This window comes from Sediminicoccus rosea (assembly GCF_033547095.1).
In the GTDB taxonomy this organism is placed as follows: domain Bacteria; phylum Pseudomonadota; class Alphaproteobacteria; order Acetobacterales; family Acetobacteraceae; genus Roseococcus; species Roseococcus rosea.
The window spans coordinates 3573882-3594401 of the sequence record NZ_CP137852.1 but is presented as its reverse complement, the minus strand read 5'-3'; the positions used below and the strand labels follow the sequence as shown (position 1 = coordinate 3594401).

The window sequence follows — 20520 nt, the reverse complement described above, 5'->3', positions numbered from 1 at the left end:
GATTGTTGTTGTGGTTATTATCGTCCGGACAACCATCGTCAAGTTCTTTAAAGGGAAGGGGCGGCGTGTCCGGTGTGAGCAGCGAGGACCTCTCCGTCCCGCGCCGGATCGCGATCCTGGCGGCGGTGGTGCTGGGCTCGACGCTCTACGCGACGACGCTGCTGGTCGCCTCGTCCCTCCTGCCGCAGATGCAGGGCAGCTTCGCCGCGACACCGGACGAGATCGCCTGGACGACCACCTTCAACATCCTGGCCACGGCCATCGTGACGCCGACCACGGGCTTCCTGGTTGCGCGATTTGGCCGCAGGCGCGTGATGATCGTCTGCGTCACCGGATTCACCATTGCCACCTGGCTCTGCGGCCAGGCCGAATCGCTGGAGGCCATCATTCTCTGGCGCATCGTGCAGGGCGGCATCGGCGCGCCTGTCGTGCCGCTCTCCAACGCCATCGTGCTGGACAGCTTCCCCCGCCACCAGGCGGGGCTGGTGAGCTCCATCTACGGCATGACGGTGGTGCTGGGCCCGGTCATCGGCCCCGTCCTCGGCGGCGTGCTGGCCGAGACCTATAATTGGCGCTGGGCCTTCTACATGATCGTCCCCGCCGGCGCGCTGGCCGCCGTGGCGCTGCATTTCGCCCTGCCGCCGGACCGGGCCGAGCCGCGCCAGCCCATGGACTGGCTGGGCTTCCTGCTGCTGGCGACCGCCATCGCCTGCGTGCAGCTCGTGCTCTCGCGCGGGCAGCGGCTCGACTGGTTCGAGTCCACCGAAATCATCCTGGAGGCCTGCATCGCGGTCCTCGCTTTCTATGCCTTCGTCGTGCATTGCCTGACGACGGAGCGGCCCTTCCTGAACCTGCGGCTGCTGCGGCACCGCAATTACGCGCTCGGGCTCATCCTCGTCTTCATCTACGGGATGGTGAACTTCACGCCGATCGTGCTGCTGCCCACGCTCCTGCAGCAGCATGCGGGCTACCCGGACAGCATCATCGGGATGATCGTCGGCTATCGCGGCCTGGGCGGTGTCATCGGCTTCGGCCTCACGCTGCTGATCGGCCGCTGGGATCCGCGCATTGGCATGAGTATCGGCTTCGGGCTGCTCGTTGTCTCGGGGCTGTGGCTGATGAGCCTGGACCTCAATGCCGGGGTGAACCTGCTGCTGGCCAATTCCGTGCTGCAGGGCATCGCGGTCGGCATCATCTGGGTGCCGCTGACGGTCCTCACCTTCGGCGACCTCGACAGCCGTGACACGCCGGAGGGCATGTCGGTCTTCCATTTGCTGCGCAACATCGGCTCAAGCCTTTTCATCTCGCTCAGCGTGACGGAGATCGTGCGCTCCAGCACGATGAACTACAGCCGCATGATGGAGATGCTCTCGCCCTACAACCGCGCGCTGCTCTGGCCCGGCACGATGGGCGGCTGGGAGACGGAGACGGCGCAAGGCCTCGCCCGCCTCTCGCGCGAGGTGGACCGTCAGGCGGCGATGATTGGCCACCTCAACGCCTTCGGGATGTACATGGCGGTCTCCGGCCTCGCCATCCTCTTCGTCCTGCTGGTGCGCGGACGGCGGCGCTGAGGTGTGCGCCGCTCAGCGGATGCGCACGCCCGTATCCTCGATGATGCGGCGCCAGATGGGCGCATCATGTGCGATCATCGCCGCGAATTCCTCGGGGCTGCTGCCGACCGGCTCATAGCCCACGCCGCGGATGAGGTTCGTGGGACCCGGGCGGCGGACCGCCTCGCCCATCGCGCGGCCGATGGCGGCCACGATGGCGGGTGGCGTGCCGGCCGGGAGAAACACGCCCTGCCAGATCTGCGGGTCGAAGCTTGTCAGGCCGAGTTCCGTGAGCGTGGGCACATCGGGCAGGTCCCGGATACGGCGTGGCCCGGTGACGCCGAGCGGGCGGAGCTGCCCGTTGCGGATGAAGTCGCGCGCTGACCCCGCATCAATGAAGCCGCAGCACAGCCGCCCCGCGATCAATTCGGAGATGAATTGCGCGGTGCCGCTGAAAGGGACGGGTTCCGCATCCAGCCCCAGCTGCCGGGCCAGCAGCATCCCCTGCAGATGGCTCGCGGAACCGTAGCCGTAATTGCCGAAGGCCAGCGGCTCGCGCGTGCTCTTCGCGCGAGTGACGAACTCCTGCAGCGTGTTGACGGGCAGGCCCGCGCGCACGACGAAGACCGCCATCGCCGCCGTTATCTGCGACACCGGCAGCAGGTCCCGCCCGATGACATAGGGCAGGTTGCTGTCGAGCATCGGCCCGATCAGCGAACCCGAGACTGCGGAGAGTATGGTCATCCCGTCGCGGCGCGACTGCATGACGCGCGTGGCGCCCAGGACGCCGCCGCCGCCCGGGACATTTTCGACGACGACCGGCTGGCCCAGGATCTCCGCGAGCGGTTCCGCCAGCACGCGGGCCACCGCATCGGCGGCGCTGCCGGGCGCGCCGGCCAGCACGAGGCGCACCGTCCCGCCGCCGGGCTGCAACGCCTGCTGTGCCAGGGCCGGCGTCGCCACGAGCAGGAACGTCAGGAGCCCCAGCCAGGATCGTGCCTTCATCATGTCCTCCCCGCCCGGATCTTGCGCCGGGCTGTTGCGTCAGGCCGGAACGGCGCTGATCTCGCGCAGCGCCGGCATCACCTCGGCCGCGTAGAGCCGCACCGAGGCCTCGACATTCGCGGGCGCCAGGCCGCCAAAGGTGAAGTTGCCGATCAGGTAGTTGAGCCCGCCGGCCCGCACCTGGCCCAGCAGCGCCTCGCGCACCGTGGAGGGCGAGCCGGCGACGGCCTGGCCGGCCTCGACCAGCGTGTCGAAATCCGGCGGGAGCTTGGCGTTCACCGGCTGTGTGCCGTGCTTGTGCCAGAGCTTCATGAAGTGGCGGTAGAAGGTGGGCCAAGCGGCGCGGCCCAGCTCCAGCGCCTCGGCATCCGTATCGGCTACAAGGATGTAGCGGTTCACGCCGATCAATGGCTCTGTCCCGCCCTGCGGGTGGGCGATGCGCCATTCGGCACGGTAGCGGTCGGTCACCGCGCGCACCCGCGCCACCGGGCCGCCGCAGAGCACGTTCACGCCGTTCTGCGCGGGCCATACGGTGGAGTCCGGGGAAGCCAGCGCGTACCAGATCGCCGGATGCGGCTGCTGCAGCGGCGCGATCTCCTTGGGTACGTCATGGATCTGCCAGAATCGGCCCATGTGCGTGAAGGAATCCCCAGCGGCGAAGAAGCCGCGGATCACCGCCAGCGCCTCGGTGTACATCTCCCGGGCATCCGCCACATCCACTCCGAGCGCGGCCAGCTCATGCGGCGAGGCGCCGCGGCCAATACCGAATTCGAAGCGGCCGCGGCTGAGATGGTCGAGCATGCACATCTCCTCCGCCAGGCGAAGCGGATGGTAGGTCGGCAGCAGATAGACGAGTGGGCAGAGGCGCAGTCTCCGCGTGCGCTGGGTCAGTGCTGCGATGAACACACTGGGCGAGGGCGCGGTGCTGAGCGGCGTCGCGTGGTGTTCACTCATGTGGTAGCGGTCGAAGCCCAGCTCGTCATACAACGCGGCCAGGCGGAGGCGATGCTCGTACTGGTCTGCCAGCGGCAGGCGGCCGCGGTCATTCTGGTCGAAGATGCCGAACTGCATGGGCCTGTTCCATTGTCGCGATGCGGCTGTCATGGTGCCAGCCCATCCGTCCGCACCGTGATGGCCAGGCGCGTGGCGATGCCGCCATCGCCTGCGCAACGGCATGTTGCTACGCGCCGGATGGCGGCGCTGCGGCCCGCCATGCGGATGGAACGCGCCATGGATTTCTCCTCCCTCGGCCGTTCAACGCGATCGGCTGAAGCCTTGTTGTTGCGGGCAGCGTGAAGCGTGCATGCTCGGCCTGTCAATGCGGCTTGCGGATGAGTGGCGTGATGCGTGCGCGCCGCAACCCGAACCGGTGGCCATGGCCGGGGGGCATTGCATCTGCCTGGCGGCCAGCTCGCGACCCCCGGCTGTCCCGCCCGCGGCCTTCCCTTGCCTGGAAACACCGGCCGCCGCATCCTCTTCGGAGCGTTGCCCTCAACGTCTCGGAAAGCATCGGGGCCGGCATGCCCGTGGCCTGCGTCATGCCTCCGGCTGAATGCGCCAGATGTCGGAGCTGCCGATGATCGCCAGGACCATCCGCGCCTTTGTGTTGTGCCTTGGCTTCGCGCTTCCGGCGGGTCTGCCCTTTGCCAGCGCCGAAGCCAGCCCGGCGGAGCTGCGCCTGTGGGTCGCCCGCCTGATCGAGACGCTGGACGCGGGCCTGACGCGGCCCGATCTGCGCAGCCTGCGCATCGAGATCGGCGCGCAGATCCGCGTCATGCGGCTCGGCGCGCCGACCGCCGGCTACGAGCTGGACGAGTTGAACCGCGCCATCGTGGCGACCGACCAAGCCTGGCAATTGCTACAGGGCCTGCCGGCCTGCCAGCCGGCGGCCGCGGGCGGTCCCGTCTCCCAGCCCCCGGCCTGCCTCGCGCAGTTGCGGCCGAACCTCCTCGTCCTCGGCGTGGACGGCAGCGAATGGGGCAGCGCCTTCACTCAGGGGGCGGTGGTGCAGCCCATCCTCGTCGCCCTGCGCCGCCAGGCTGAGCGGAGCCTGCGGAGCCTGCGCTGAGATTCGCAGCCTGCGATGGCACGCGCCTTGCGCTGCCCGGGGCCTGAGCCCTCGATGAAGGGGGCCTTGCTTGGCGAAAGGCCTGTCGGATGCAACGCAAATACCGCTGGGGGATCGCGCTCGCGCCCTGCGCCCTGGCCTGGCAATGGGGCCTGACCCAGCAGGCGGTGGCCAATGACGATGTCATCATGTCCACGAGCCTCACCAGTGTCGCGCAGTCGGCGACGGTGAACCTGCTCGACCTCGGCGCCGGCGAGCGGCCCGGGCTGGTGAGCCAGGAGACGGTGCGCTTCGGCAGCGACGCCAGCGCCGGCGTCATCACCTATTCCGGCACCTCGGGCATCTACATGGGCAATGTGGCGGGCACCACCGCGGCGCCCTGGACCCCCACCGGGCTCGAGACCCGCAACTACTTCTCCACGCAGCCCCGGGGCGACATCACCATCAGCTACGGCCAGAACCAGCAGTATTTCGGCATCATGTGGGGCTCGGTGGACAGCTACAACACGCTGTCCTTCTACAACAATGACCGTCTCGTCGAGCAGGTCACCGGACGGGACGTGACCAGCAACCCGAATGGCAGCCAGGCGGCGAAGGGCACCTATTTCGCCAACTTCAACTTCAATGGTGACACGGGGTTCAACCGCGTGGTCTTCGCCAGCAGCTCGCCCGCCTTCGAATTCAACATGATCGCCTTCTCGACGCGCACCCAGGCCATCACGCCGACGGATTTGGCGAAGCTCGGCCCACAGCCCGGGCCGCAGACCGTCACCGTTCCGGTGAATGCCGCGCCGGTGGCAGGCTCCCCGCTGCTGCTCGGCCTGCTCGGCCTCTTGCGCCGCCGGCGCCGCAAGGCCGCCGGCTGATGTTGGCCACCTCTCGCTCATTGCCTCGCTGGTTGCGAAACGCCCGGCCCGGCCTCGGGCGAGAGGCCGGCATGACCTTCACGCTGCTGCTGGTGGCCTGGCTGAGCCTGCAGCTCGGTCCCATGGTCCTGGCCCTGCGCGAGGCCGGGCCGGCCGCATGGCTTGCCCTCAATGGTCTCGGCCCGCTGGATCTCCTCGCCCTCTGGGTGTCGCTGGAGGCGCTTTGGCGCGGCGCACGGGCAGGGGCGCTGCGCCTGCCCGCCTGGGCCGCGACGCTGTCCGCCGGCCTGCTGCTTCTGCCCTCCACGCTGGCTGCCGCCGTGGCGCTGATGTTTGCGGGCCTCGTGGCCGCTTGGCGCAGCGCGGGTGCGGCGCGATGGGGGGCGTTCGGCATGGCCGGGCTGGGCACCATCCAGCTGGGCCGCGTGCTTGGCGAGGAGGCGCTGGCCGCGCTGACCCATCTGGAGGCCTTGGCCGCCCATGCCCTGCTCTCCCTGGTCGAGCCAGGGCTGACCCTGGCGGGGCCGGTGCTGCGGATGCCTGATGGCCACGGCATCGCCGTGCTCGCGGGCTGTTCCATCGCGCATGTCCTACCGCCGGCCTTGCTCGCGCTGGTTGTGATGCGCCGCTCGGCGAGTCCGGGCCTGCCGCTCACTCGGGCTATCCTGGTGCTGGGCCTCGCCCTGCTCGCGCTCAACCTGCTGCGGCTGATGCTGCTGGCCTGGTCGCCCTCCGCCTATGGCTGGGGGCATGGCGTACTCGGCACCAATCTGTTCGGCCTGCTCTGCGTGGCCGTCCTGCAAGCCTGCGCCGATGCCTAGGTCGTTCCCCTGGCTCATGGCGGCCGTGCTGGCGCTGGGCCTCGCCCTGAAGCTCGACCGTGCGCTGACCCAGGCGCTGGGCCCGCAGGCCGCGGCCGCGGGCAGCCTGGCCCGCAATCTGTCCCTGGCGGGCTGGCAGCCCCTGGGTGAGGCGGCTTTGCTGGCCGATGGCTCCTTCACCGCGCAGGGCTTCCGGCGCGGCGCCTGCCACCTCCAGCTGGCCCTTTTGCCGCCAGGGCCGCACTACCTCGACGTGCTGCGCGAGGCCTGGGGCGAGCGTGCGCGCTTCCTGAATGCAACCGCGTTCGGCACCCTGCCGAGCGGGGAGGGGCGCTGGCGCCGGCTCGGCCGCCACCTGCGCCACGCCCTGGGCCTCGGCGCGCCCCCGCCCCTGTTCGGCTTGGCAGGGGCGAGCGCGGGGGCGTGTCCGCCGCAGCTCTGGCAGGAGCTGGAGCGGCTCGTCAGCTGAGCGTCGGCTGCGGCGCCGTCCAGCCCGTGCTGGTGCAGTCAGCCCTGGAACAGCGCTGCCGGCAGCGCGCCCTTCGCCACCGCTGCCACGGCATGGTCCAGCTCTTCCAGGCTGGAGGTGCCGATGATGTTGGTCGCGATCTCCGGCGCGCCGATCACGAAGCGCAGCGCCAGCTCCACCAGGTCCGCCGCGTGGCCCGCCGCGATCAGCGGTCGGAATCGCTGCGCCGCCGCCACATCCGCGGCGTAGCTCGCGCCGGAGGCGATCGGCTCCACTTTGGCCACGCCCAGCGGGCTGCGCGCCGCCGTCCCGCTCAGCGCGCCGCCGGCCAGGATGCGGATGGCCATGACGCCGACATCCCGCGCCGCCGCGTGGCGGATGATGCCGCCGAGATCCGGCGCATCGGGGCGCGCGGGGGCGATGCCGCTCGGGTTCAGCAGGTTGTAGGGGATCTGCGCGGTGGCAAAGCCGCCCACATCGAGGACATGCCGCAGCGCTGCGGCATCCCCGAGGCCCGTGATCCCGAAGAAGCGGAACTTCCCCGCCGCACGGGCGCGCTCCAGGGCCGGCACCGCCTCGTTCAGGATCTGCTCCGGCGTGAGGGCAGGCTCCTGCCCGGCCAGCGTGATCGGGTTGTGCAGCTGGAAGATATCCACGCTGTCCGTGCCCAGCCGGGCAAGGCTCTCCTCCAGCGAGGCGGTGATGCGGCCCGCGATGTCGCCCCGCTGTGCGGTGAAGACGCGGACCTTCGTGCCGATGACGGGCCGGGCCGAAAGCCCGCGCAGCGCGCGGCCGAGATTGCGTTCGGAGGCGCCGTCGCCATAGACGGCGGCGGTGTCGAAATAGGTGATGCCGTGGTCCAGCGCGCGGCCGATGGCGCGGTCCTGCTCGGCCGCCGTGCCCTTGACCATCAGGCCGCCGATCGCCCCGCACCCGTAGCCGAGCACCGAGACAGACAGCCCCGTCCGCCCCAATCGCCGCTGTTCCACCGCGCATCCCCCGCCTGTTTGCGGCGATGCTGGGCCACCTCCGTGCTTGCGGCAAGCGCGGGCGCTGCGTCATGCTCCGATCCAAACCGGCCGCAGATGCCGGGTTGGAGGATGCCCTGCCCATGTGGTCACGCCGCCTGCTGCTCATCGCAGCGCCCAGCCTCGCCGCCCCGCGCGTGGCCCGCGCCGCCTACCCGGACCGTCCGATCCGCGTGATCGTGCCCTTCGCGGCCGGCGGCAACACGGACATCCTCGCGCGCATCCTGACCGCACGCATGGCCGAGCGGCTCGGCGTGACCATGGTGATCGAGAACCGTGCCGGCGCGGGCGGCAGCGTGGGCGCCGAGCTTGTCGCGCGCGCCACGCCGGATGGACACACGCTGCTGTTCGGCGCGGGCGGCCCGCTGACGGCGAACCCGGTGCTGCAGGCCCGGCTGCCCTATGACGTGGAGCGCGATTTCCGGCCGATCGGCCTGGTCGGCATCCTCCCGATGGTGTGCCAGGTGACGCCGCGCCTGGCCGCGCGGAGCCTTCCAGAGCTGCTCGCCCTGATGCGCGCGCGGCCGGGTCAGGTGACGGTGGCGACGCCGGGCAATGGCAGCGCCGCCCATCTGGCGCTGGAACTGCTCATGGCGAATGCGGGCGTTCGCGCCTCGCATGTGCCCTATCGCGGTGGCAGCGCCATGATCCCGGACCTGATCAACGGGGCGGTGGAGGCGGCGCTGGTGGAACTGCCCTCCGCCTATCCGCTGCACCGGGACAACCAGGCGCCGATCATCGCGATCGCGACGGAGCAGCGCTCGCCGCTGCTGCCGAGTGTGGGCACCTTCATCGAGGCCGGACTGCCCGGCTTCACCGCCGGCAGCTACGGCGGATTGCTGGCGCCGAGCGGGGCCTCGCCCGAGGTGGTGGCGCGCCTGCATGCGGCGCTGGCCGCGACGCTGGGTGAGGCCGCGGTGCTCTCCCGCATCGCCGAGGTGGGGGCCATTCCGTCGAGCGAAAGCCAACGTTCGCCCGACGGCTTCGCCGCCTTCCTGCGGCAGGAACTGACCAAGGCGCGGCGGGCGGCCGAACTGGCGGGCCTGCGCCCCGCGTAAGGCGCTGAGCCAGGGGAAGGCGGCCTCAGCGCATCCGGCGATTGCTGCCGGGGGGCGGCCTGCTCTCCGGCTTCGATCAACCGGTGGCGGCGCCGAGAGGCGCGCCAGGAGCTCTCGACCAGCGCGCGGCGAGGGAAGTTGCTGGCCGAAGCCATTCCCCTCTACGCGGGCGAAGCTGACAAACGCGCCGGATCGTCGCCTCGCGGAAATTGGAGCCACAGCACGCGATTCCGTGAACCAGAGCGAGCTGCGGCACGACGCCCACCCGAAGCTCCTGGCATCCGTCAGCCCGCCGGCATGCGCCAGAGTGCCGCACGCCAATGCCAGGCGATGGCCAGCGTCGCCAGGAGCCCGAAGCCCGCGAAGAATGTCGCGGTCGCGGTGAAGCCGATGTTGGCGATGCCAAGCCCGGTCAGCAGGAGCCCCACCGGCAGCCCGTAGATGGCGAGCATGCGCAGGCCCATGACCCGTCCACGAAACGCCGCGGCGGTGATGCGAAGGATCAGCACCGACATCGGAACCATGCACAGGCTTTGCAGGAAGCCGGTGATCATCAGCAACGCCATGCCGATCCAGACGCTTTCCACCTGCGCGAACACGATCAGCAAGGCGAACCAGAGTGCAGCCGATACGATCATCACCCTGGCTGGTTGCGGCCCGACGCCGCGCAGGCTGACGAGCAGCGAGCCCAGGACGGCACCTCCTGAAAAGCACGCGAAGAGCGTGCCCAGGCCGGTCTGGTCGATCTGGTACACCTCGCGCGCGACATGCGGCAGCAGGCCGCCCGTCAGCGGGTAGGCGGCGAAGTTGGCAAGGCAGGCGAGGAACAATGCCGCCATCAGCGCGGGCGTCCTGCGCGCATAGGCGATGCCCGCGCCCAGCTCCTGGCGGATGGAAATGATCGAGGCCGGTGTGCGCGCGCCAGCATCCCTGGGCGGCTCACGGATTCCGAAGGTGAGCGCGAAGCTGACGAGATAGAGCAGCGCCACCACCACATAGGCCTGGCCCATCCCCAGAACGGCCACGATGCCCGCGCCGGTCAGCGCGCCGACGACGCGCGCGGCATCCATGCTGACGCGCTCGATCCCGATCGCCTTGGCCAGCAGGGGCGCGGGCATGGTCGCGGCAATCAGTGCGTTGCGCACACCGATGTCGGAGGGCCGCACCAGCCCCATGAAGAACGCGATGGTGAACACCGCCACCACGCTCAACTGGCCGCTGAGCGCCAGGGCAGCGATACAGCACGCCTGTACGACATAAGCCGCCCGCATGGCCGACAGCACGCGCCGCTGTCCGAGCCTGTCCCCCGCCACGCCGTAGAGTGGCGAAATCAGCGTTCCGACGAATTGCAGCGCGCCAAACGCGGTGAGCCAGATGACCGAGCCTGTCTCGACCAGCACGAACCACGCGAGCAGCAGAGTCTCCATCTCGAAGGCCCAGGAGACGGTGAGGTCCGACGGCCATTGGAAGCGGAAACTGCGCTGGCTGAAGGGCGAGGTTCTGGCATCGGAAGGCCGCAGGGCCGCGGAGTCAGGTTCGGGCGCAGGCGCGTTCATGGGCGCACGCGGCAATGCGGCATCGGTTTCCTCCGTGGCGCCGGCTGGCCCGGGGTCTCTCCCGGCGCGGCGCCTTGGCTCCACTATGCGGCAGCCCCGGGTGCTTCGCCATGGAGGCGGGATTGGTTCGGACCGCCCGGACGCCGGTTTTTTGGCCTGATCTTGGTGAGGGGATGACCTCGCCCGCCGCAGGGCATGTATCGGGCAACCCGGATCCAGCCTCCGCGCTTCGGCGGGACGCGCCATGTCCCGGCTTGCCCCCGCGCGCCACTGCCGCAACACTCCGCCCCAAGAAATCGAGGAAACCCAAATGACCCACGTCGCTCGCCGTGCCGTGCTGGCCGCGCCGGCCATGGCCCTGTTGCCGCGCGCTGGCCTGGCCCAGGCCTGGCCCAGCCGCACCATCACCATCATCGTGCCGAATCCGCCCGGCGGCGGTTCCGATTTCGCCGCGCGCCTTTTCGTCGAGGGCCTGTCGCAGGCGCTTGGCGTTCCCGTGGTGATCGACAACCGCCCGGGGGCCAATGGCAATATCGGCATCCAGGCCGCGGTGCGCGCCGCGCCCGACGGCCACACGCTGCTGCTGCAATACTCCGGCTATCACGCCGGCAATCCCGCGATGATGCGCAGCATCACCTGGGATCCCGTGCGTGACCTGGCGCCGGTGGCGATGGCGACCATGGCGCCGCACGTCATCCTGGCGGCGCCCAACCTGCCGGCCAATACGCTGGCCGAGTTCATCGCCTATGCACGCGCCAATCCGGGGCGGGTGAACTACGCCTCCTCCGGCAATGGCTCCATCCAGCATATCGCGGGGGAGGTGCTTTCGCGGGCGATCGGCGCCCCCATGGTGCATGTGCCCTATCGCGGCGCCGCACCCGCCTTGCAGGATGTCGCAGGTGGGAGGGTCGAGATCTTCATCACCACGCCCTCCTCGGCGATCGCGCTCGTGCAGGCGGGGCGGGTCAAGGCGCTTGCCATGGCCAGCGCCACCCGCAGTGCGGGCCTGCCGGACGTTCCGACGACGGCCGAGGCCGGTCTGCCGGGCTTCACCATGGATGCCTGGTTCGCCTTCTTCGCGCCCGCTGGCGTGCCGGCCCCGATCCTGGAGCGGCTGAACACCGAGTTCCGGCGCCTCGCCGTGGACCCGAACATCCGCCGCCGTGCCGAAGAGGGCGGCGCTGCGACGGCGGCGATGACCATTCCTGAACTCGACGCCCTCGCACGCCGCGAGATCGAGACGCTGGGCGCCGTCATCCGTGGCGCCAATATCGTGCTCGACTGACCGCTTGCGCGGTCAGCGTGCCACGGCGCGGACCATGGCCGGATCGTTCCGCTCATCCGAGCGGGCTTCGAAGGTGAGGCCCGCCCGCATCGCCCAGATGGCATTCTGCAGGTAGAGAGGCAGGATGGCGCGATCATCGAGGACGACCTGCGTCGCTTCGCGCAGCAGCGCCTCCCTGCGGGCATTGTCCAGTTCGGTCTCGGCGGCGGCCAGAAGGCGGTCCATCTCCGCGTTCGAGTACTGGATGCGATTGGACGAGCCATGGCCGCGCGCCCGGTCCACCGTGCGCAGCACGGAGTTCAGCAGGACCGAGACCTCGCCCGTGGAATTGCCCCAGCTCAGCAGGTTGGCGGGCGCCTCCCGCCGGGAAGCGCGCCCGATGAAGACGGCATAGGGCTGCGCCTCAACCGTCGTGCGCACGCCGATGCGGCTCCACATCTGCCCGACGGCCTGCACGATGCGCGCATCATTCATGTAGCGGTCGTTCGAGGCGGCGAGGGTGATCTGGAAGCCCTGCGGATAGCCGGCCTCGGCCAGTAGGCGGCGGGCCGTGGCGGCGTCCGCCGCGGGGACGGGAAAGGCGGGGATCGCGCTGAAGCTTCCCGGCGGCATGAACTGCCCCGACGCCAAGGCGGAGCCCTCCATCACCCGGTCCACCAGCATCCGCCGGTCAATCGCGAGGGAGAGCGCCTGGCGCACTCGCGGATCGGCCAGCGGATTGCGATCGAGCGGCGCACCCGTGCTGCTGGCCAGGAGCGGCACCGGGGGCGCGCGTGTCGCATCGAGCGTGAGGTACATGCTGCGCAGGCTCGTCGTCTCGGCGATGCGGAAGCGCGCATCCTGGCGCAGCCGCGCGAGGTCGCTGGTCGGCACCTGGTCGATGATGTCGACGTCACCGGCGAGCAGCGCGGCGGCGCGGGCCGTATCATTGGTGATGATACGGTAGGTGACGTCCGCCCAGGGGGCCTTCTCGCCCCAATAGGCCTCGTTGCGGGCGAAGACGATGCGGTCCCCACTCGCATAGCTGACCAGCCGGAAGGGGCCGGTGCCGATGGCCGCCCGACCGCTGTTGAAGTCACCCGTCGAGGCACCTTGATGCAGGGCACGGCCGAGCATCGGCACCTGGCTCATATAGGTCGGCAGCAGGGGCGATGGGTTGCTGGTGTAGAAGCGGATGACGCGCGGGCTGACCACCTCCACCCGGCTGATCGGGCGGATCAGGCCGGTATAGGAGGCGCCGGGACCGGTCACGCCCGGGATGCGCGCGAGCGTGAAGGCCACGTCGTCGGCGGTGAAGGGACGGCCGTCATGGAAGGTGATGCCCTCACGCAGCGTGAACTCCCAGCCCTCCGTGCCCATCGCACGCCAGCTCTCCGCAAGCCCGGGGCGGATGCGCGCCTGCGCATCGGTCATCACCAGCGTGTCGAAGATGGCCTGGGAGACTTCGCTGTTGGAGCGCAGCTGGTGGTAATGCGGATCGAGCGAAGACACGGGCGAGCCGACGCCCATGGTCAGGCTCTGCGCCATGACCGAGGCGCCGCCAAGGGCGGCCAGGGCGAGGGCGAGCGGAAACAGGCGGGGAGGGGCCATGGACATGTTCCTCGGCGGCGGTGCCTGTGCCGACCCCGTCCGCAATCTGCGTGCGCCGACCAACCGTTCGGTCGGTTGCGCGAGCCTAGGTCGCCGGAAGAGCCGCGGCAAGCGCCCGACCGATCGGTCGGTCTGGACAGGCGCTGCGCGGCACGACTAGCATCGGCCCCAGGGAAACCCAGGGGAGGACAAGGCCATGAAGGCATTCCGTGACCGCCATGCGCCCACCCGCCGCATGACCTTGCTGGCGGGCCTCGCTGCGCCCGCGCTGCTGGGCGGCGAAGCCGCCGCGCAGGCCTTCCCCACGCGCTCCTTGCGCATGATCGTGCCCTTCGTGCCCGGGGGTGGCGCGGATACGACCGCGCGCTTCGTGGCTGAGCCGCTGGGGGTCGAGCTCGGCCAGAGCGTGGTGATCGAGAATCGTGGCGGTGCGGGCGGCACCATCGGCGCGGCGGCCGTCGCGCAGGCCCCGGCGGATGGCTACACGCTGCTCTACGGCACGCCCGGGCCGCTGATCACCAACCCCTTCCTCATGGCGAACATGCCCTATGACGCGCAGCGCGATTTCGCGCCGGTCAGTCTGTTGACGCGCGGGGCGTATCTGCTTGCCGTACACAAGGACGTGCCGGTGCGGACCATGTCCGACCTTCTCGCGCTGGCCCGTGCCCGGCCGGGCGAATTGACCTATGCGAGTGCCGGCATCGGCGCGGGCAGCCATCTCTCCGGCGAATTGCTTTCCATGGAGACCGGCATCCGCATGACGCATGTGCCCTATCGCGGCACAGCCCAGGCGGTGGCGGATGTGGCGGCGGGGCGGGTCAGCATCTCCATCGACACCTATGGCGTGATGATCCCGATGATCCAGGCCGGCAATCTGCGGCCCATCGCCGTCACCAGCCTGCAGCGCTTCCCGGAGCTTCCCGATGTCCCGACCATCGCGGAGACGATCCCGGGCTTCGAGGTCGGCGTGGTCAACTACGTCTGCGTCCGTTCCGGCACGCCGATTCCCATCATCCGCCGGCTGAACGAGGCCTTCGTGAAGGTACTGGGCTCGCCCGTGCTGGCCGCCCGCATGCGCGAGGCAGGCAGCAGCCCGCCCTTGTCCAGCACGCCGGAAGAGCTGGGCGACATCCTGCGCGCGGAATCGGCCAAATGGGGGGCGGTGATTCGCCGCGCCAATATCCAGCCGGGATAGCCCTGGCGACTTGCGATCCACCGGACGGCATGCGACTGCGCGCCATGGACGACATTTCCGACCTGCTGGAACTTGATGCCGCGGGCGAGCCGCTGAGCGGGCGCATCGTGCAGATCTTTCAGGTGGCGTGCCGCCTCTTCGCACAGCGCGGCTTCGATGGCGTCTCGATGCGGGACATCGCGCTGGAGTGCGGGATCTCCAAGGCCACGCTCTACCATTACTTCCCGGACAAGGACTCGATCCTTCGTCCACTCGCGATCGGCACCACCAAGTCGCTCTGCCTGCACGTAAGCCGGCATGACCGGCCCGATGCGCCGCCGCTGGAGCGCCTTCGCAGCTTCCTGACCGAGACCGCCAATTTCTTCGAGAAGTTTCGCTGGGCCTGGATCGCCGCCTCCACCGTCTTTTGGAGCGACCCCAAGACGCGCGCCCGCAAAGAGCGCATCGAGTGGCGGGACCGCTATGAGCAGCTGCTGCGCGACATCCTGCAGGCCGGCATGGATGCCGGAGAGTTGCGACCCATGGACGTCAAGCTCGCCGGTCATTTCGTGCTGGGCTCCATCAACTGGATGCCACGATGGTACAGGCCGGAGGGAGCGCTCTCCGCCGCCGGCATCGCGGATCGCTTCTGCGACATGATCATCGAGGGCATCCGCGCCGAGCCTCCCGCCAGCACCCCGCCCAGGCGCCGCTGAAGGTGTGGCGGGGGTGCCTTGTCGCCCCCTCTCGTGCCGCCTAAGCTCCCAACCGATCGGTCGGTCGGGTCTCCTGCAACCTCGCCCGGCCGCCACGAAGCCAGCCAATGGCAAGAGGAAGCGAAGCCCATGTCATCCGATGTCGTGACACTCGAAGTGTCGAATTACATCGCCGTCGCCACGCTCAACCGGCCGCCGGTGAACGCCGTCAATGCCGAGATGCGGGACCGGCTGATCGAGATCTTCGACGCCGCGACCGACCGGGATGACATCCGGGTCGTCGTCCTGACGGCTCAGGGCCGCATCTTCTGCGCCGGCGCCGATCTCAAGCAGCGGCCGGACCCCAGGGTTCCCGGCCAGTACTGGCACCACAACCGCATCACCCGCGAGACGGGCAATGCGATGAAGGAGTGCACCAAGCCCATCATCTGCGCGGTGAACGGCGCGGCATTGGGTGCGGGCTTCGGCCTCATGGCCTCCTCCGACATCATGATGGCGTCTGAGAACGCGGTCTTCGGGATGCCCGAGATCGACGTGGGCCTCGCCGGCGGCGCGGCGATGATCCGTGAATTGTTCGGCAAGTCCTGGACGCGGCGGCTGATGTTCACGGGGGACCGCATCCCGGCTGCGGAGCTTTATCGCCTGGGCGTCATCGACTCCGTCTGGCCCGAGGCGGAGCTTCTGCCGGCGGCGATGAAGATGGCCGAGCGCATCGCGTCCAAGAGTCCGCTCGGGATCAAATACGCGAAGAACAGCTGCAATTTCGTCGAGCTCATGTCGCCAAAGGACGCCTATCGCTTCGAGCAGAACTTCACCTATGAGCTGTCCAAGACGGAGGATGCCCAGGAGGCGCGCCTCGCCCAGCTCGAGAAGCGGAAGCCCAACTTCAAGGGGCGCTGACCAATGGACGCCGCCACGATCGACTACGACGCCTTCCGCGAGGAGGTTCGGGAATTCGCGCTGACGCGCTGCCCGGCCGAGATCCGTGCCGTGGTGGCGACCTATCGGAAGCTCTCGCGCAAGATCTGGTATCCCTGGCAGCGCATCCTCTTCGAGCATGGCTGGGGCGCGCCCTCCTGGCCGCGGGAATTCGGCGGTACAGGCTGGGATCAGCGCCAGCGCGTCATCTTCGACGAGGTCATGGCCGAGTGCGATTGTCCGCCGCAATACCATCACGGGCTGCGGCATCTGGGCCCCGTCATCATCGAGTTCGGCACTCCCGAGCAGCAGGCCCGCTTCCTGCCCGGCATCCTCAATGGCGAGGATTGGTGGTGCCAGGGCTACTCCGAGCCTGGCGCCGGCTCCGACCTCGCTTCCCTGCGCACCACGGCGCGGCTGGAGGGCGATGAGTATGTGGTGGAAGGCCAGAAGACCTGGACCTCCCACGCGCATGAGGCTGACTGGATGTACACGCTGGTGCGCACCTCCAAGGAGGCGAAGAAGCAGCAGGGCATCAGCCTTCTGCTGATCCCCCTCAACTCGGCCGGCATCACCATCCGGCCGATCCGCACCATCGATGGCTGGCACCATGTGAATGAGGTGTTCCTCGATCAGGTGCGCGTGCCGGTCGTAAACCGCATCGGCGCGGAAGGGCAGGGCTGGACTTACGGAAAGTTCCTGCTGGAGCGGGAGCGGTTGGGCGGCGCCAACATCGCGCCGCACCACAAGGCGCTCGAACGCGTGCGGGCCCTGGTGGCGCAGGAGCTGAAGGGCGAGGGGCGCCGAGCCGAGCGCGAATTGCTGCAGCACCGCCTTCTGCGGGCCGAGGCGGAACTGCTCGGCGCCTCGGAACTTGGGCGGGAGTCCGTGGAGGCGGTGATCGAGGGGCGTTCGCTCGGCATGCTGCCGGCGGTCATCAAGCTCAGCACCAGCGTCACCATGCAGACCATCAGCCAAGTGGCGCTGGACGCGGTGGGCGAGCGCCTCGCGCCCCGCTTCCGGCGCATCGAGGGCGAGGGCCCGAATGCCGAGGCACCCGGCATCGAATGGGTGCAGAACTATATGTATGCGCGCGTCCGCACGATCTACGGCGGCAGCAGTGAAGTGCAGAAGAACGTCATCGCCAAGCAGCTTTTCGGGATGTGACGGCCATGACCTTCCAGACCACGCCGATTGTCTCCGGCGAGACCTATGAGATGGCGCATCGCTTCGCCCGCGAAGCGGAGCAGGAACTGGCGGGCGTCGCCGATCCCGCGGCGCAGGCCGCGATCCTGGAGAGGCGCTGGGTGCAACTGACGGCGCTGGGCTGGACCGTGACCGCAATCGCCGAGGAGGCTGGTGGCGCAGGCGGTGACCTCGCGGAACTCGCGGCCCTGGCCGGTGGTGCGGGGCGGGCGGGGCTCGCCCTGCCCATCGCCTCGGCCTGCGGTGTCGTGCCCGCGCTGCTGGCGGGCCATCCGGCCCTGGCCGATGTGGCGGGCGGGGCCATGCGGGTCGCGGTGATCCTGCCCGGCGCCGCCCAGGATGATCCGGCCGATGCGCCGCGGGGTGGCGCCCGCCTGGAGGGCGCTGTCGTCGGGGTCGAGACGCCGCCCGCGCCGACGCATCTGCTGATCGTGCTGGAGGAGCCGGAACCGCTGCTGCTGCTGCTGCCTGCGGCGACACAGGGCATCGAGAGCGCCAGCTATCTGCGGATTGATGGCCGCATCGCCTCCGATTTCCGGTTCGCCGCCGTGCCGATCAGCCCTGGCTGGGTCCTCGCGCGCGGTCCACAGGTGCTCGAGCGCGCCGCCGCGGCGCGGGACCTCGGCGCGCTGCTCACCTGCATCGAGTGCGTGGCCGCGATGGGCGCGCTGCTGGAGCAGACCATCCAGTACCTGCTGAACCGCGTGCAGTTCGGCGCGCCGCTGGCCAGCTATCAGGCGCTGCGACACCGCGTGGCGGACATGTATGTCGAGTATGAGAGCCTGCGTGGCATCACCGCACGGGCGCTGCGCGCGGCCACCCAGGGTGAGGGCGAGCCCTGGCAGGCCATTGCCTTCGCCAAGCTGCGTCTCGGAGAGGCGGGACGCGCCGTGGCGGAATCCGCCATCCAGGCGCATGGCGGCATGGGCATGACGGAGGAGCTTCCGGCCATTCGCCTCTGCAAGCGGCTGATGATGGCGGATTTCGAGTATGGCAACCGCGTCTTCCAGGCGGCGCGTCTGCTGGCCCATGCGGCCTGAGGAGAGCGTGATGCACCCGCTGGAGAAGATGTTCCGCCCTGCCTCGATCGCGGTGATCGGGGCTTCGGCCGATGCCGAGAAGCTGGGCGGTCGTACGCTCTGGCACATCAAGGAACTGGGCTTCCAGGGCCGCATCTACCCGATCAACGTGACGGCGCGCGAAGTGCAGGGGCTGCCCGCCTGGCCCAGCGTGCTCGACCTGCCGGAGGTGCCCGATAGCGCGCTGGTCGTGCTGCCGGCGCCACTGGTGGAGAAGGCACTCAGGGAGTGCGCCGCCAAGGGCATCCTGCATGTGCAGGTTCTGTCCTCCGGCTTCGCCGAGGAGGGGGGCGAGGGGGTCGCCATGCAGGCGCGCCTCATGGAGATCGTGCGCGGGAGCGGCATGCGCATCACCGGTCCCAATGCGCTCGGCAGCATCAGCCCACCGGACGGGTTTTTCGGCACCTTCTCCAGCCTGCTCGCCACCGCGCGCCCGGGGCCGGGTCATGTCGGCGTCGCCACACAGAGCGGCGCCTACGGCTCGCACATCTACGCGGTCGCGGGATTTCGCGGCATCGGGATCAGCCGCGCCATCGCGACGGGCAATGAAGCCGATCTGGATGTGGCCGCCTGCATCGACTACCTGGCCGATGATCCGGGCACGCGCGTCATCTGCGCCTCGCTGGAGGGGTGCAAGGATGGGGCTGGGTTGCGGCACGCCCTGCTCAAGGCCGCGGCGAGGCGCAAGCCCGTCATCATCATGAAGGTCGGCAGCACCGAGGAAGGCGCCGCGGCTGCGGCCACCCATACCGGATCGCTCGCTGGCGAGGACCGCATCATCGATGCCGTGTTCCGCGAATGCGGCGCCTGGCGCGCCTCCTCCATCGAGGAGATGCTGGACATCGCCTATATCTGCTCGATCGCGCCACTGCCGCCCTGCGATGGCGTGGGCATCCTGAGCGTCTCGGGCGGGCTTGGCGTGCTGATGGCCGATGCGGCGATCCATGCAGGGTTGAAGGTGCCGCCCATGGCGCCCGAGGTGATGGCGCGCATCCTGGAAATCCAGCCCGTCGCGGGCGGGCGCAACCCGATCGACACCACGGCCCAGCTCAATGGCCGCATGCACATCTTTGAGAGCATCAGCCAGGCGATGATGCAGGGCGCCGAACTGGGTTCGGTGATGTTCTACCTTGCGCATCTCGGCCGGAACGTGCCGCGCTTCCCGCCGCTGGAGCAGGCGCTGACGGCGCTCCGCCAGGGCTTCCCCGATCGCCTCGTCGTCGCAGTGATGACGCATGTGGATGAAATCCGGCTGAAGCTGGAGGCCGTCGGCATTCCGGTCTTCGAAGACCCGACGCGCGCCGTGCGCGCCGTGGCGGGGGCCGCGCATCTGCGGCGCCTGCAGGCCGCCGCCCTTGCCGCGCCCGAAGTGCCGCGCGCCGCACGGCGCCTGACCGGGCCTGTGCATGAGGCCGCGGCGAAGGCCCTGCTGGCAGAGGCTGGCGTTCCGGTGCTGCCCGAGCAGGTCTGCGCGACGGCGGAGGATGCGGTCCGGGCGGCGGGCCGGCTGGGCTATCCGCTGGTCATGAAGATCCTCTCGCCGGACATTCCCCACAAGACGGAGGTGGGCGGGGTGCTGCTGAACCTCACGACGGCGGAGGCGGTCGCGGAGGGTTTCGCCGAACTGATGCGGCGTGCGCGGCTTCACAAGCCGGAAGCGCGGCTGGAGGGTGTGCTGCTCACGCCCATGGTGTCCGGCGGGGTGGAGACCATCATCGGCGTGCAGCGCGATCCTGTGTTCGGGCCGATGGTGATGTTCGGCCTGGGCGGCACCTCGGTGGAGCTGTTCAACGACGTGGCCTTTGCCACGGCGCCGCTCACGCCGGAGCGGGCCGAGGCCCTGGTCGCCAGCGTTCGGGGCGCGCGCCTGCTGGAAGGCTGGCGCGGGGCTGCACCGCTGGACCGCGCCGCGCTGGTGGCGGCGCTCTGCGCCGTCAGCTGCTTCGCGGTCGCGCATCGCGACGAGGTTACCGGCGTCGAGGTGAATCCCTTCCTGGTTCAGGTGAAGGGCGGCCAGGCCCTGGATGCGCTGATCGCCCTCGAGGATGACGCGGCACGGCATTGAGCGCAGGTGCCGCCCTGGCGTGCGGGTGCGAAGGAAGTGTGATCCGCGCGCCCGGATCGCGCTTCG

19 protein-coding genes are annotated in these 20520 nt (G+C 69.6%); 13 read left to right on the top strand and 6 right to left on the bottom strand.

What is annotated here, in order from left to right; all coding sequences use genetic code 11:
• The first annotated feature begins 65 nt into the window (after window positions 1-65).
• Window positions 66-1571: a DHA2 family efflux MFS transporter permease subunit gene (locus R9Z33_RS17320; protein ID WP_318647821.1), complete on the top strand. Its 1506-nt coding sequence runs from the start codon at window positions 66-68 to the stop codon at window positions 1569-1571.
• A 12-nt stretch (window positions 1572-1583) separates the two neighbouring features.
• Here the strand turns inward: R9Z33_RS17320 and R9Z33_RS17315 are convergent, their stop codons facing one another.
• The 3 genes from R9Z33_RS17315 to R9Z33_RS17305 are packed head-to-tail and all read right to left on the bottom strand — an operon-like array spanning window position 1584 to window position 3787.
• Window positions 1584-2555, bottom strand: coding sequence for a Bug family tripartite tricarboxylate transporter substrate binding protein (locus R9Z33_RS17315; RefSeq protein WP_318647820.1), 972 nt, complete (start codon window positions 2553-2555; stop codon window positions 1584-1586).
• Between the two features lie 39 nt (window positions 2556-2594).
• Window positions 2595-3626, bottom strand: coding sequence for an LLM class flavin-dependent oxidoreductase (locus tag R9Z33_RS17310; RefSeq protein WP_318647819.1), 1032 nt, complete (start codon window positions 3624-3626; stop codon window positions 2595-2597).
• Window positions 3627-3655: 29 nt separating this feature from the next.
• Entirely contained in the window at window positions 3656-3787 is a 132-nt protein-coding gene (locus R9Z33_RS17305; protein WP_318647818.1) for a hypothetical protein, read from the bottom strand.
• Between the two features lie 320 nt (window positions 3788-4107).
• On the opposite strand from R9Z33_RS17305, the gene R9Z33_RS17300 reads away from it, so the two are divergent.
• The 4 genes from R9Z33_RS17300 (at window position 4108) to R9Z33_RS17285 (ending at window position 6779) form a co-directional block, all read left to right on the top strand.
• Window positions 4108-4623 carry a hypothetical protein gene (locus R9Z33_RS17300; RefSeq protein ID WP_318647817.1) on the top strand — a complete coding sequence of 172 codons (516 nt, stop codon included), beginning with the start codon at window positions 4108-4110 and terminating at the stop codon, window positions 4621-4623.
• An 89-nt stretch (window positions 4624-4712) separates the two neighbouring features.
• Window positions 4713-5489 carry an Npun_F0296 family exosortase-dependent surface protein gene (locus R9Z33_RS17295; protein ID WP_318647816.1) on the top strand — a complete coding sequence of 259 codons (777 nt, stop codon included), beginning with the start codon at window positions 4713-4715 and terminating at the stop codon, window positions 5487-5489.
• Between the two features lie 71 nt (window positions 5490-5560).
• Window positions 5561-6310: a hypothetical protein gene (locus R9Z33_RS17290; protein ID WP_318647815.1), complete on the top strand. Its 750-nt coding sequence runs from the start codon at window positions 5561-5563 to the stop codon at window positions 6308-6310.
• Window positions 6303-6779: a hypothetical protein gene (locus tag R9Z33_RS17285; RefSeq protein WP_318647814.1), complete on the top strand. Its 477-nt coding sequence runs from the start codon at window positions 6303-6305 to the stop codon at window positions 6777-6779. Before R9Z33_RS17290 ends, R9Z33_RS17285 begins: the two co-directional genes overlap by 8 nt.
• A 38-nt stretch (window positions 6780-6817) precedes the next feature.
• Here the strand turns inward: R9Z33_RS17285 and R9Z33_RS17280 are convergent, their stop codons facing one another.
• Window positions 6818-7726, bottom strand: a complete 909-nt coding sequence (locus tag R9Z33_RS17280; protein ID WP_318647813.1) for an aldo/keto reductase — start codon at window positions 7724-7726, stop codon at window positions 6818-6820.
• A 164-nt stretch (window positions 7727-7890) separates the two neighbouring features.
• Here R9Z33_RS17280 and R9Z33_RS17275 point away from each other — a divergent pair, with 164 nt between their 5' ends.
• The gene (locus R9Z33_RS17275) at window positions 7891-8865 is read left to right on the top strand and encodes a Bug family tripartite tricarboxylate transporter substrate binding protein (RefSeq protein WP_318647812.1); all 975 of its coding nucleotides are present in this window, start codon (window positions 7891-7893) and stop codon (window positions 8863-8865) included.
• Window positions 8866-9149: 284 nt separating this feature from the next.
• Here R9Z33_RS17275 and R9Z33_RS17270 read toward each other — a convergent pair whose 3' ends face one another.
• A complete protein-coding gene (locus R9Z33_RS17270) occupies window positions 9150-10421 on the bottom strand; it encodes an MFS transporter (protein WP_318647811.1) in 1272 nt (423 codons plus the stop codon).
• A 310-nt stretch (window positions 10422-10731) separates the two neighbouring features.
• Here R9Z33_RS17270 and R9Z33_RS17265 point away from each other — a divergent pair, with 310 nt between their 5' ends.
• On the top strand, window positions 10732-11706 hold the full coding sequence (locus R9Z33_RS17265; protein ID WP_318647810.1) for a Bug family tripartite tricarboxylate transporter substrate binding protein: 975 nt from the start codon (window positions 10732-10734) through the stop codon (window positions 11704-11706).
• A gap of 12 nt (window positions 11707-11718) precedes the next feature.
• Here R9Z33_RS17265 and R9Z33_RS17260 read toward each other — a convergent pair whose 3' ends face one another.
• A complete protein-coding gene (locus R9Z33_RS17260; RefSeq protein WP_318647809.1) occupies window positions 11719-13296 on the bottom strand; it encodes an ABC transporter substrate-binding protein in 1578 nt (525 codons plus the stop codon).
• A gap of 196 nt (window positions 13297-13492) precedes the next feature.
• Between R9Z33_RS17260 and R9Z33_RS17255 the strand changes: the two genes are divergently transcribed.
• The 6 genes from R9Z33_RS17255 (at window position 13493) to R9Z33_RS17230 (ending at window position 20454) form a co-directional block, all read left to right on the top strand.
• Window positions 13493-14491, top strand: a complete 999-nt coding sequence (locus R9Z33_RS17255) for a Bug family tripartite tricarboxylate transporter substrate binding protein (protein WP_318647808.1) — start codon at window positions 13493-13495, stop codon at window positions 14489-14491.
• Between the two features lie 44 nt (window positions 14492-14535).
• Entirely contained in the window at window positions 14536-15186 is a 651-nt protein-coding gene (locus R9Z33_RS17250) for a TetR/AcrR family transcriptional regulator (protein ID WP_318647807.1), read from the top strand.
• 129 nt (window positions 15187-15315) lie between these two features.
• The gene (locus tag R9Z33_RS17245) at window positions 15316-16086 is read left to right on the top strand and encodes an enoyl-CoA hydratase/isomerase family protein (RefSeq protein WP_318647806.1); all 771 of its coding nucleotides are present in this window, start codon (window positions 15316-15318) and stop codon (window positions 16084-16086) included.
• Window positions 16087-16089: 3 nt separating this feature from the next.
• Complete coding sequence (locus R9Z33_RS17240) at window positions 16090-17271, top strand: acyl-CoA dehydrogenase family protein (RefSeq protein ID WP_318647805.1); 1182 nt, start codon at window positions 16090-16092, stop codon at window positions 17269-17271.
• Between the two features lie 5 nt (window positions 17272-17276).
• Window positions 17277-18350 (top strand): acyl-CoA dehydrogenase, encoded by a 1074-nt coding sequence (locus tag R9Z33_RS17235; RefSeq protein ID WP_318647804.1) that lies wholly within the window; start codon window positions 17277-17279, stop codon window positions 18348-18350.
• Window positions 18340-20454, top strand: coding sequence for an acetate--CoA ligase family protein (locus R9Z33_RS17230; protein WP_318647803.1), 2115 nt, complete (start codon window positions 18340-18342; stop codon window positions 20452-20454). The genes R9Z33_RS17235 and R9Z33_RS17230 overlap by 11 nt, the downstream gene beginning before the upstream one ends.
• Window positions 20455-20520 lie beyond the last annotated feature (66 nt).